At 66.2% G+C, this 12624-nt stretch carries 10 protein-coding genes; 5 read left to right on the forward strand and 5 right to left on the reverse strand.

The window, feature by feature from the left end; all coding sequences use genetic code 11:
• Nucleotides 1–40: 40 nt before the first annotated feature.
• Both ACPXCG_RS03580 and ACPXCG_RS03585 read left to right on the forward strand, forming a co-directional pair.
• A complete protein-coding gene (locus ACPXCG_RS03580) occupies nt 41–943 on the forward strand; it encodes a LysR family transcriptional regulator (protein ID WP_425789135.1) in 903 nt (300 codons plus the stop codon).
• Nucleotides 944–947: 4 nt separating this feature from the next.
• The gene (locus tag ACPXCG_RS03585; RefSeq protein ID WP_425789137.1) at nt 948–1817 is read left to right on the forward strand and encodes a LysR family transcriptional regulator; all 870 of its coding nucleotides are present in this window, start codon (nt 948–950) and stop codon (nt 1815–1817) included.
• 19 nt (nt 1818–1836) lie between these two features.
• On the opposite strand, the gene ACPXCG_RS03590 is transcribed toward ACPXCG_RS03585, so the two are convergent.
• Both ACPXCG_RS03590 and fabG read right to left on the reverse strand, forming a co-directional pair.
• Nucleotides 1837–3075 carry an acetyl-CoA C-acetyltransferase gene (locus tag ACPXCG_RS03590; protein WP_425789139.1) on the reverse strand — a complete coding sequence of 413 codons (1239 nt, stop codon included), beginning with the start codon at nt 3073–3075 and terminating at the stop codon, nt 1837–1839.
• Nucleotides 3076–3124: 49 nt separating this feature from the next.
• The gene (gene fabG / locus ACPXCG_RS03595) at nt 3125–3883 is read right to left on the reverse strand and encodes a 3-oxoacyl-ACP reductase FabG (RefSeq protein ID WP_425789141.1); all 759 of its coding nucleotides are present in this window, start codon (nt 3881–3883) and stop codon (nt 3125–3127) included.
• Nucleotides 3884–4002: 119 nt separating this feature from the next.
• Between fabG and ACPXCG_RS03600 the strand changes: the two genes are divergently transcribed.
• The gene (locus ACPXCG_RS03600; protein ID WP_425789143.1) at nt 4003–5205 is read left to right on the forward strand and encodes an acyl-CoA dehydrogenase family protein; all 1203 of its coding nucleotides are present in this window, start codon (nt 4003–4005) and stop codon (nt 5203–5205) included.
• A 696-nt stretch (nt 5206–5901) separates the two neighbouring features.
• Entirely contained in the window at nt 5902–7152 is a 1251-nt protein-coding gene (locus tag ACPXCG_RS03605; protein ID WP_425789145.1) for a DUF222 domain-containing protein, read from the forward strand.
• Nucleotides 7153–7304: 152 nt separating this feature from the next.
• Here ACPXCG_RS03605 and ACPXCG_RS03610 read toward each other — a convergent pair whose 3' ends face one another.
• Genes ACPXCG_RS03610 through ACPXCG_RS03620 form a run of 3 tightly spaced genes read right to left on the reverse strand, consistent with a single transcriptional unit; the run spans nt 7305 to nt 10901 of the window.
• Nucleotides 7305–8990, reverse strand: coding sequence for a class I adenylate-forming enzyme family protein (locus ACPXCG_RS03610; protein ID WP_425789147.1), 1686 nt, complete (start codon nt 8988–8990; stop codon nt 7305–7307).
• On the reverse strand, nt 8987–9751 hold the full coding sequence (locus ACPXCG_RS03615; protein WP_425789149.1) for an SDR family NAD(P)-dependent oxidoreductase: 765 nt from the start codon (nt 9749–9751) through the stop codon (nt 8987–8989). Before ACPXCG_RS03615 ends, ACPXCG_RS03610 begins: the two co-directional genes overlap by 4 nt.
• 16 nt (nt 9752–9767) lie before the next feature.
• Nucleotides 9768–10901, reverse strand: a complete 1134-nt coding sequence (locus ACPXCG_RS03620; RefSeq protein WP_425789151.1) for a thiolase family protein — start codon at nt 10899–10901, stop codon at nt 9768–9770.
• Nucleotides 10902–11417: 516 nt separating this feature from the next.
• Between ACPXCG_RS03620 and ACPXCG_RS03625 the strand changes: the two genes are divergently transcribed.
• Complete coding sequence (locus ACPXCG_RS03625; RefSeq protein WP_425789152.1) at nt 11418–12617, forward strand: acyl-CoA dehydrogenase family protein; 1200 nt, start codon at nt 11418–11420, stop codon at nt 12615–12617.
• Nucleotides 12618–12624 lie beyond the last annotated feature (7 nt).

Here is a 12624-nt window from a genome sequence, read left to right on the forward strand (position 1 = left end):
ACCGGACCCGACGCGATCGACGATCCGTACCATCACTGAGGTGGACCTGCACCTCGTCACCTACTTCGTAGCGGTGGTGGACCACGGCGGGATCACCAAGGCGGCGCAGTCGCTCTACATCTCGCAGCCGTCCCTGTCCCAGGCCATCCGGACGCTCGAGCGACGGTTGGGTGTCACGTTGTTCGACCGCACCGGCCGTCGCCTGGAACTCACCGAGGCCGGCCTCAAACTCGACGTCGCCGCGCGACGCATCCTGGGCGACGTCGACCGGGCCAAGGCGAAGGTCGAGGCGGTGCGCGAACTACGCGCCGGACGGGTCGACATCGTCACCCACGGCGCGTTCAGCATCGACCCCGTGGTGGAGATGATCCGGGTGTTCCGGGAACGGTTTCCGCGCCTCTCGGCGCGGGTCGTCGCGGCCGACGGGCCGAGCGGTGTGCTGGCGGCCTTGCGACGAGGCGAGGCCGAGATCGGCCTGATGGACGCGGCAGCCGAGCACGCGACCTTCACGGCCATTCCGCTCGGCGCCCAGGAACTCGTGCTCGCCGCCCCGCCGGCGCTGGCGGCCGGCCTCACCGACCCCGTACCCCGCCGGCGGGTGCGCTCGATCCCACTCGTGTTCGACATCGCCGATCCGGGCTCGTCGGCGATCATCGGCGACCTCATCGACGACGACGCCCGCAACGTGGTGGTCGACTGCGCGCATCCAACAGCGACCTGGGACCTGGTGGAACGCGGGACGGCCGCCACCGTCGCGCCGCGGGTGGTCGCCGAACAGCAGATGCCGGGCAGCCGGCGATTGCCGCTCGACCCACCGTTGACTCGGGCATTCGGGTTGGTCCTCCGAGCCGGCCGGCCCTCGCCCGCGGCCATGGCGTTCATCGCGGTGGCCAAGGGGCACGTCGGTGTCACCTCGGACCCGTCCGAGTTCGGCGACTGGTAGGTCGATGGAATTACGTCAGGTGGAGTACTTTCTCGCAGTGGTCGAACACGAGGGCATCGGTGGCGCTGCCGGCGCCCTCGGTGTCGCGCAACCCACTGTGTCACAAGCGCTTCGAGCTCTGGAACGCGAGCTCGGCGTGCCGCTGTTCCATCGCATCGGACGCGGCATGGTGCTCAGTGCCGCGGGCCGGACGATGGTCGGACCGGCACGCCAGATCGTGCGTGACGTGGGCGCGGTCGAAGATCTCCTCTCCGCATCGGCCGACGAACTGACCGGCCGCCTCGACATCCTCGCCGCTCCGGCGATGGCGAGCGGGCCGATCGTGGAACTGATCGCGCGCTTCCGCCGTGAGTACCCCCGGGTGGGCGTCCGTTTCGGTGAGCTTCGCGACGAGACGCAGGCGGCCTCGGTGATCGAGGACGGACACTGTGAGTTCGTCGTCGCGCATCTGCCCATCGCGGGCGACGACCTGGAGGTCATCGTGCTCGGCGAGCAGGAGTACGTGCTCGTCTATCCGCCAGGATCACAGGTTCCCGACGGTCCGATCCCGCTCGCCGAACTACCGACGATCCCCATGGTGTTCGTCCCGCGCGGGCATTCGGTGGCGGACGAGATCGAAGAGGCGATCCGGGTGGCCGGCGTGCGGCCACCACTCGCGGTTCTGTCGGAGCATCGTGAGGAACGGTTGCCGATGGTGCTCGCCGGCATCGGCGGTACCTTGCTGGAGAAGACGATGGCCGAGGCCGCTGCCGACCGTGTCGTCGTTCGGACCGTCGATCCCCGATTCGTCCGGCCGTTCGCGATCACCTACGACCCGGCGGGCCTTTCGCCGGTAGGTCAGGCATTCGTCGACCTCATCCGCGAATCGCCCTGATCCCGATACGCGCCGGGACTCAGACGACGCGCTCGAAAACCGCCGCGAGGCCCTGGCCGCCGCCGATGCACATTGTCTCCAGGCCGTAGCGGACCTCGCGGCGCGACATCTCCCTCGCCAGCGACGCGAGCATGCGCACGCCGGTCGCGCCGACCGGATGGCCCAGTGAGATTCCCGATCCGTGCACGTTGGTGCGATCGAAGTCGCCACCGGCACCGAACCGGCCGAAACCCCACTCGCGGGTCACCGCCAACGCCTGCGCGGCGAAGGCCTCGTTGAGCTCGATCACGTCGATGTCTGCGAGCGTCACTCCCGCCTTGGCCAACGCCTTCTCGGTCGCCGGCACCGGCCCGATACCCATGGTGCGCGGTGGCACCCCGGCGACTGCCCACGACACCAGTCGCACCAGCGGGCGCAGACCGTGTTTCTCCGCGACGTCGGGTGTGGTCACGATGCACATCGCGGCCGCATCGTTCTGGCCGCTCGCATTGCCGGCGGTGACGGTCGCATCCGGATCGGCCTTGCCCATGATCGGCCTCAGCTTGGCGAGGGATTCCGACGAGACGTCGGGACGAGGATGTTCATCGGTGTCGATGACCTGATCGCCACGCCGGCTGCGCACGGTCACCGGGATGATCTCCTCGGCGAGGATGCCGTCCTTCTGCGCCCGCACCGCGCGCAGGTGCGACTCGACGGCGAGTTCGTCCTGTTCCTCGCGCGAGATCTCGTACTCCTTGCGCAGATTCTCCGCTGTCTCGATCATGCCGCCGGGCACCGGGTAGTTCTGTCCTCCGGCGGTGGATCGGGCACGAACCAGGCTGTCGTGCATGGCGATACCGGTCCGGGCGCCTCCCCATCGCATGTCGACGGAGTAGAACGACGCGTTGCTCATCGATTCCGTCCCACCCGCGACGACGACGTCATTGTCGCCGGCCGCGACCTGGAACGCGGCCTGGATGACCGCCTGCAGTCCCGAGCCGCATCGTCGGTCGATGTGCATGCCGCCCACCGTGATCGGGAGACCTGCGTCAAGGGCGATGACCCGCCCGATGGCAGGCGCCTCGCTGTTGCCGTTGCAGTGGCCCAGGACCACGTCCTCGATGACATCCGACGCGAGCCCGGTCCGATCCAGCATGCCGCGCAACGCGGTCACTCCGAGTTCAACGGCGGTGACGTCTTTGAACATGCCGCCGTACCGGCCGATCGGGGTACGGACGGGTTCACAGATCACCACGTCGCGTAAGACGGTGTCTTTCATAGCAGGCCTTTCGAATTCGACGAACCACGGTGTCGGCGGTGAGCTGCGTTCACATGAAGCGCCCGCCGGTCACCTCGAGCACGGTGCCGGTCATGTACGAGGACATGTCGGAGGCGAGGAAAAGTGCGACGGAAGCCACCTCATCGACCTCACCGGCACGTTGCATGGGGATCTCGGCCATCTTCTGGTCCCACGCCTTCTGTGGCATCGCCTCGGTCATCGCGGACCGGATGAGACCGGGCTGGATCGCGTTGACCCGCACCCCGTGATGTGCCATCTCCTTGGCCGCCGCCTTGGTCATGCCCACGATGCCCGCCTTCGCGGCCGAATAGTTCGTCTGCCCGACCATGCCGACCTTGCCCGACAGCGACGAGATGTTCACGATGGCACCGCGTTTGGCCTCACGCATGATCGCGGCGGCCTTGCGGGTACCGTTCCACGTCCCCTTGAGATGCACGGAGATCACCAGGTCGAAGTCGTCTTCGGACATCGTGCGCATCGTCGCGTCACGGGTGATGCCGGCATTGTTCACCATCACGTCCAGCGAACCGAAGCCGTCGACGGCCGCGGCCAGGAGCGCGTCGACACTGGTGGAGTCGGTCACGTCGCACTGCACGGCGCGCGCGACGTCGGCGCCACCGAGCTTTTCCGCAGCAGCCTGGGCTGCTTCTCGGTTCAGGTCGCCGAGCACCACGCGGGCACCCGCGTCGACGAACGACCGTGCGATCTCGAGTCCGATGCCCTGCGCACCACCGGTGATGACCGCGGTGCGCCCGTCCAGGAGGATGTTGGGTGCAGAAGAGTCCATGTGACGGAATCTACCGGTCCGCGCACCGAATCGAACCCGGCCGATCCATTCGAAGCGGCTATGCGAGCAGTAGCGAGTTCGTAGTGGACCGCTCCCGTCGAGACCGTCACAGTGGGAGGATGACCAGTGTCATGAACACAGCAGCTGCCACTTCCCAGGTGTCCGCCGACGACTTCGCGGACATCCTCGCCGCCACGCGCGAGTTCGTCCGCGAGAAGGTCGTCCCGCGTGAGCAGGAGATCCTCGACGCCGACGCGATCCCCGACGACATCCGCGCGACCGCCAAGGACATGGGCCTGTTCGGCTACGCGATCCCGCAGGAGTGGAGCGGCCTCGGCCTCGACCTCACCCAGGACGTTGAGCTGGCCATGGAACTCGGCTACACGTCACTCGCGTTGCGGTCGATGTTCGGCACCAACAACGGCATCGCCGGCCAGGTCCTGGTCGGCTTCGGCACCGATGAGCAGAAGCGCACCTGGCTGGAGAAGATCGCCTCGGGCGAGGTGGTAGCGTCGTTCGCGCTCACAGAGCCTGGCGCGGGCTCGGACCCGGCCGGGCTGCGCACCAAGGCGGTTCGCGACGGATCGGGAGATGACGCCGACTGGGTGATCACCGGCGAGAAGCGCTTCATCACCAATGCCCCGCTGGCCGACCTGTTCGTGGTGTTCGCGCGCACCCGCCCCGCCGACTCCGACGGCACCGGCATCGCGGTGTTCCTGGTTCCCGCGGAGACGTCGGGGATCACCGTCGGCGCAAAGGACCGCAAGATGGGCCAGGAAGGCGCATGGACCTCGGACGTCCACTTCGACGACGTCCGGGTACCTGCCTCCGCGCTGGTCGGCGGCAGCGAGGACGTCGGCTATCGCGCGGCAATGACATCGCTGGCCCGCGGCCGCGTCCACATCGCGGCTCTCTCGGTCGGCACGGCGCAACGCGCACTCGACGAGTCGGTGGCATGGGCGGCCACCGCCACCCAGGGCGGCACCGCGATCGGCGAGTTCCAGCTCGTACAGGCCATGCTCGCCGATCAGCAGGCGGGAGTGATGGCCGGCCGGGCGATGGTGCGCGATGCAGCGCGCGCGTGGGTCGACGAGACAGATCGCCGGATCGCACCCTCGGCGGCCAAGCTCTTCTGCACCGAGATGGTCGGGAAGGTCGCCGATCTGGCCGTGCAGGTGCACGGCGGCAGCGGGTATATGCGCGACGTTCCCGTGGAACGGATCTATCGAGACGTCCGCCTACTCCGACTGTACGAGGGCACCAGCGAGATCCAGCGGCTGATCATCGGCCGGAATCTGGTGAAGCGGGCGCAGCGGGGTTGATCGCGGCTCGATTCACCTCTCCTGCCGATCTTGTCGGTGGCCGCCGATAGTCTGGTTCCACCAAGCCGAAATGATGACGGCCGGTCGATCACAGAACACCCGGTTCTGATCGACCAGAGACAACGATGACGATGCCCTGCAACCGCATCCGTGCGCTCCGAGAGGCTGCACATGCCCACCACGGTGGAGCTACCCCCGACCTGGCACCAGGCATCGCACATATCGTGCGACGACGTGTACGAGTCAGTCCGGGCAGATACGGCTGGCGCGAATCCCGATCGTGTGGACAGGATTCACACCACTCCGATCTTGTCGGTACCCGCCGATAGTCTGGGTTTCAACAGGTCGAAATGATGGCCGCGAATCCGTGATCAGGGACTCCGACTCTGATCACCCAGAGACAACGATGACGATGCCCTGCAACCGCATCCGCATTCTCTGAGAGGCTGCACATGACCACCACGGTGAACCTCCCTTATCGGCCGACGTGGCGGCAGACGCTCGACCATCTCGTGATCCCGACCATCTGGACAGAACTCACGTCCCCCGCCGATCTTGTCGGTACCCACCGATAGTCTAATTCCACCAAGCCGAAATGATGACAGCCGGTCGACCACAGAACACCCAGTTCTGATCGACCAGAGACAACGATGACGATGCCCTGCAACCGCATCCGAATTCTCTGAGAGGCTGCACATGACCACCACGGTGGAGCTACCCACCATCGCCGACTCGCTACGCGATGTCGCATTCGCCGACGACATGTCCGGCCCCGCCACGTTCGAGGCGATGCGCACAATTCTGACGCTGCGAAATCTGATCGACCATCACGCGTCCATACTCACCGGTCACCTCGAACGGCTCGGCGTCCCCGAGAACCACGGACGTAAACTCCGAGAGTTGTTGATCGTCATGGGATTCGCGCCCATCGTCGCCACGCGACTGATCCGGATCGCGGCCTCGATGACCTCCCTGCCGACCGCGCATGCCCATGCTGCCGACGGCGCGGTCTCTGCCGAGCACATCGATGCGATCGTCACAGGAATCGGCCACATCGCGAAGCGATCACCCGAGCCTCTCGATGATGACACCCGGCACGGGCAGGTGACCGATCTGCTCGGCCAGTTCTTCTCCGGTGCGACTCCCGCCGAGATCACCGCCCGCGCCAGGGTGATCGGCAACGAGCTCGCCGCCACCACCGACGGTGGGTTGCCGGCCGCCGAGGACCGTTCGATCAATGCCCTCACCCAAGCTGCCGACAGCGGTGGCCGTCTGCAAGTGCGCGCCGACCTCGACACCGAGGTCGGTGAGAAGTTTCGGGCCGCGATGGAAGAACTCGGCGCTCCGCGGCCCGAACCCGACGGCTCCGCCGACGCCCGCTCGATCGAACGCCGGCAGGCGGATGCGCTCGAAGCGTTGTTGGACATCGCCTCCCGCGGCGGCGACACCGCCTCGGCACCACGTACCCAGGTACTGATCACGGTGCCCGCCGAGGCACCGATCCAGGCATCGTTGCAGTTCATGGGATCGGTCACCGAAGCCACCCTGGCGCAACTGACGTGCGATGCCACCGTCACCACTGTCATCGTCGATGGTGAGAAGGTTCCCCTCGACATCAGCCGCGACAAGCGACTGTTCACCGCCGCGATGCGCAAGGCGCTCTATATCCGTGATCGCTGCTGCATCAAATGCGGTGCACCGGCCGCCCGCACCCAGGCCCACCACATCGTGCACTGGGCCGACGACGGCGAGACCACCGTGGCCAACGGCTGTCTACTCTGCCCGTCATGTCACGCCGACGTCCACCACAACGGCTGGGCCGTCACCATCGGCCTCGACAAACATCCCTGGCTCATCCCACCGGCCACCCTCGACCCACGACGACAACCCATACCCGCCCACAATCGGCGCACCATGACCGTCGACAACCTACCGACTGCCGCCTGAAAAGGCTCCGTCCTCAAGCACACTCGACACCGGCAACGCCAATCCGGCAGACCTACCCGATCAGCGGCGAACACCGCAACCGTTCCTTGACAACTCCACAGTGTGAAACATGCAGGGCCGCCGCTGATCGAGTGGCAACCGATGCCGCTCGATCAGCGGGCCGTGGGTGCGAGCCGCTCGCGCAATGCCACCTTCTGGATCTTGCCCGCCGCCGATGTCGGCAGGGAGTCCACGAGGATGACGTCGCGGATCTTCTTGTACGGCAACACCCGCTCGGCGACGAAACCGCGGACGAGTTCCTCGTCGACCACGTGGCCGTCCTTGGGCACGATGAACGCGACCGGTTCCTGGCCGACGCTGCCCGCCTCACGACCGACCACGGCCGCGGAAGCGACATCCGGATGGGTGACGAGTATCTCCTCGAGCTCGCGCGGATAGACGTTGTAGCCCTTGTAGATCAGCATGTCCTTGGCGCGGTCACAGATGTAGAGGTAGCCATCGTCGTCGCAGTAGGCGATGTCCCCGGTGTCGAGCCATCCGTCGAGATACTGGGCGGCAGTGATCTCGGGGTGATTCAGGTAGCCGGCAGTGACCTGGGGCCCACGGACCCACAGCTCACCACGTTCTCCCGCCGACAGTATGGTGTGCGGGTCATCGACCGAACGGATCTCGACCATGGTGTCAAACGTCGGCAAACCCACACTGCCGAGCCGGTATTGACCGTCACTCGTCAACGGTGCCGACGAGACCAAGCAGGTTGCCTCGGTGAGTCCGTAGCCCTCCACGACCGCTCCCGAGGGGAATGCCGCCTGCAGCAGGTCGAGCGTCACGCGGTCGATGGGCGCGGCGCCCGATGACACCACCCGAACCGACGACAGGTCACGGATTCCGACGTCTGGGTGGGTGGCCAACGCGTGCCACATCGCCGGACTGCCGGTGATGTAGGTCGCGCGATGGCGTTCGATCAGTTCGAGCATCTTCGACGCGTCAAACCTGCCCGCCAGCACCTGAGTGGCGCCACAGAGCAGCAGGAAGGACATGTTGATGAGGGCATGCGCGTGGAAAAGTGGCGACACCACGACCGTGGCGGCGGCGCCGGGGACCACTCCCCGGCTCTCTCCACCTCGCGATCGGAGCTGGACGTACCCGTCGTCGCCCTCCATCACCGCGTGCCCGGCACGCCACCCGATCATCTGGGTGACGTTTCCGATCACATTGCGGTGCAACACCTGAACGCCCTTGGAGACTCCGGTGGTGCCGCCCGTGAAAGCGAGGTGCGCGACGTCGGCGGAAGTCACCGAGGTGATCGGGGCGACGGAGTGGCCCGCGGTGAACTCCGCGAGCGTCACCACCCCAACGGGTGCCGACGAAGCGTCGGCCTCGGCCAGCACCACGGCGAGCAGGCGTGTCGCGCGGGCCGCGTCGAGCAGACGTTCGAGTTGCTCGGCTCCCGTGAAGGCGGCCACCGCGCCGGTTTCCGCGAGCTGCGCCCGCAATCCGGGCACCGGTTGGAGCGGATTGACGAGGGTGACCGTGGCACCGGCGCGCAGGGAGCCGTAGTACGCGACGACGAACTCGATGCTGTTGGCAAGATGCAGCAAGACCACGTCACGGTCGCCGACCCCGGAGGCCCGTAATGCCGCGGCGACACGACTGGTTTCCACATCGAGTTCGTCATAGCTCACCACCCGGTCGCCGTCGACCACAGCTGCCCGACCGCCGTACATCCGCGCCATGCTCGGCGGCAGTGCAGCCACCGGGACGTCGGGATAGTGAAGTGCGGTGGACCCGTGACATTCGGTGGACCGGTCTGCGGCCGTTGCCGACGCCTCGCTCATCGCGGTGCCATCCGGATCGCACCGTCGAGGCGGATCGTCTCGCCGTTGAGGTAGCTGTTCTCCAAGATCGAGACCGCGAGTTGTCCGAACTCCGACGGCTTGCCCAGGCGAGACGGATTCGGGATGCCGGCCGCCAGCGACGCGCGGACGTCGTCGCGCAGCCGGGCCAGCAGCGGGGTGTCCATCGTGCCCGGGGCGATCGTGTTGACCCGGATGAGCTTGCTCGCCAGATCGCGCGCCCCGACGATCGTCATGCCGACGATGCCGGCCTTCGAGGCGCTGTAGTTGATCTGACCGATCTGCCCTTCGAAGGCGGCCACCGAGGCCGTGAGCACAATGCAGCCGCGCTCACCATCGAGTTCGTCGAGCCGCGCCATCCGCTCGGCACCCAGCGACAAGGCATTGAACGAGCCGACGAGGTTCAGCTTGATCACGAACTCGAAGTCCTCGACCGACCCCGCCTTGCCTTCCTTGTCCAGCACACGCATCCGCCGTCCGGCGCCCGCACAGTGCACCAGCCCCCGCAGACCGCCGCGCTCGTCTGCGATGTCGAGCGCGGCGGCGAACTGCTCACGATCGGTGATGTCGGCCGCGGCGAAGCTCGCCGCCGGTCCGAGTTCGTCGGCGACGGCTGCGCCGTCGGAGGTGGGCAGATCGATCAACGTGACCTGCCCGCCGGCATCGGCGATGCGGTTCGCCGTGGCCAGTCCCAATCCCGATGCGCCACCGGTGACGGCGAAGGATTGACCTTTGAGTTCCATTGTGTTCCTTAGGTGTTCAGACGAGTTCGACGATGGTCGCGTTGGCCATGCCGCCTGCCTCGCACATCGACTGCAAGCCGTACCGGATTCCGTTGTCGCGCATGTGATGGATCAGCCTCGTCATCAGGATCGCTCCCGAACCGCCCAGTGGGTGGCCGACGGCGATGGCACCACCGAGCGGATTGACCCGCACCGGATCCGCGCCGGTCTCGATCTGCCACGCGAGCGGGACCGGGGCGAACGCCTCGTTGATCTCGAAAGCGCCGATGTCCGCGATCGAGAGGCCCGAACGCTCGAGTGCCTTCGCGGTCGCGGCGATGGGGCCGGTGAGCATCATGACCGGGTCGTCGCCGGCGACCACCGCCGTGTGCACCCGTGCGATCGGTGAGAGGCCCAGTTCCTTCGCCGTGTCGTCGCCCATCACGAGCAGCGCGCCGGAACCATCTGAGATCTGGGAGGCGTTGCCCGCGTGGATGACCCCGTCGTCTTTGAAGGCCGGCTTGAGAGTGCTCATCGATTCCAGCGTGCCCCCACGGCGGATTCCCTCGTCACCTTCGAGGACCCCCGTGATGGGGGCGAGCTGTCCGTCGAAGGCACCGTTGTCGGCAGCGGTCGCGGCGAGCTCATGGGACCGTAGGGAGAACTCGTCGAGGGCGGTACGACTCAGCGCCCACTTCTCGGCCATCATCTCGGCCCCGACCCCCTGGCTGAAGCGGTCCACGCCGTATCGGTCGAGCACGGTGGCCGGCTGATTCTCGCCGTTGGGCGCCGCACTCCCCATCGGCACCCGACTCATCGACTCGACGCCACCGGCGACCACGACGTCCTGCTGACCGGAGATCACTGCCGCCGCAGCCATGCTGACCGCCTGCTGGCTCGACCCGCAGGCGCGGCTGACCGTGGTACCGGGCACCGATTCGGGCCATCCGGCGGCGAGGACGGCGGTCCGGGCGATGTTGGTGGCCTGCTCGGACGTCTGACTCACGCAACCCCAGACCACGTCATCGATCACCGACGGGTCGATGCCGGTCCGTTCGACGAGGGCCTCGAGTACGTGCGCCGACAGGTCGGCGGGATGGATTCCCGACAGGGCGCCGCGACGGCGTCCGATCGGCGTGCGGACGGCGTCGACGATCACTGCATCACGCATGGGACTTCCTTCTACTGACGGTGAATCGGATGGCTGTGGTGAGGTCATCGGGCCCCACTTGAATCGACCATGAAGCAGGGTGGATGACAAGTCGGTTCACGCTCACGGTCGGATAGCCCCAACCTATGGGCGGGCCGTTGCTGACCACCCGGCCTCGCCGGACCAGCGCCTCGTCACGTACGGGATCGACCAGGACGAATGCGATCACCGCGCACACCAACACCGTCGCCACCGGAAAGTGCTGGATCGCAGCGTCCGGATCGACTGTGGTGGTCGGCGCCGGGACTCCTTCGCAGTGCAGAAGGGGAGATCGGCGAGAGGTGGGACTGTCACTGTCGATGAGTCGGCAGTTCGTACCCCACGCCACGCATCATTGGCTCCCGCTAACCCATCGATAGCCGATCATGTTGTTCCGTCGAGCACGAGCGGCAGGCATGCTGAGAGGGTTCACCGGTGTGCCTCGGCCACCGCCGAGCGCCCAGACGACAAGAACCCGCCGACTGAAGAAGAGGTCAGATGACCCGCCTCGCACAAACCCTGGGATTGACCGAGATCCAGTCTGAGATCGTGGCGAATGTTCGCCGGTTTGTGGACAAGGAGATCATTCCGGTCGCCCAAGAGCTCGAGCATGCAGATGCCTATCCGCAGCAGATTGTGGATGGTATGGCTCAGATGGGATTGTTCGGGTTGATGATCCCCGAGGAGTACGGGGGCCTCGGCGAATCACTGCTCACCTACGCACTGTGTGTGGAAGAACTCGCCCGGGGCTGGATGAGTGTGTCGGGGGTGATCAACACTCATTTCATCGTCGCCTACATGATCCGTCAGCACGGCACCGACGAGCAGAAACAGCGCTTCCTGCCACGCATGGCCACCGGTGACGTGCGTGGCGCGTTCTCCATGTCGGAGCCCGCACTCGGTTCCGATGTCGCCGCGATCACCACGACCGCCACACGCACCGGTGAAGGCGGCGGTTATGCGATCAGTGGTCAGAAGATGTGGCTGACCAACGGTGCCACCTCCACCCTGGTCGCCGCGCTGGTGCGTACCGACGAGGGACAGGAGAAACCGCACAAGAATCTGACCACGTTCCTGATCGAGAAGCCGGCCGGCTTCGGGGAGGTGCTACCCGGGCTGACCATCCCGAAAAAGCTGGACAAGATGGGCTACAAGGGCATCGACACCACCGAACTCATCTTCGACGACTACCAGGCGCAGGCCGCCGATATCCTCGGCGGTGACCCGGGCAAGGGATTCGCCCACATGATGGACGGCGTCGAGGTGGGTCGGGTCAATGTGTCCGCGCGTGCCTGTGGGATCGCCCAACGGGCCTTCGAGTTGGCCGTACGGTACGCCCAGCAACGTTCTACCTTCGGTAAACCGATCGCCGAGCATCAAGCGATCGCCTTCAGCCTCGCCGAGATGGCCACCAAGGTCGAGGCCGCGCATCTGATGATGGTCAACGCCGCCCGCCTCAAAGACTCCGGCGAACGCAACGACGTCGCGGCCGGCATGGCCAAATACTTGTGCAGCGAATACTGCGCCGAGGTCACCCAGGCTTCGTTCCGCATCCACGGCGGCTACGGCTACTCCACCGAATTCGAGATCGAACGCCTGATGCGCGAAGCACCCTTTCTGCTGATCGGCGAAGGCACCAGCGAAATCCAGAAACAGATCATCAGCAAAGGACTACTCCGCGAATACCGCGAGAAGTAAAGGGGAG

The sequence above is a fragment of the Gordonia sp. DT218 genome (assembly GCF_049847105.1).
Lineage (GTDB): Bacteria > Actinomycetota > Actinomycetes > Mycobacteriales > Mycobacteriaceae > Gordonia.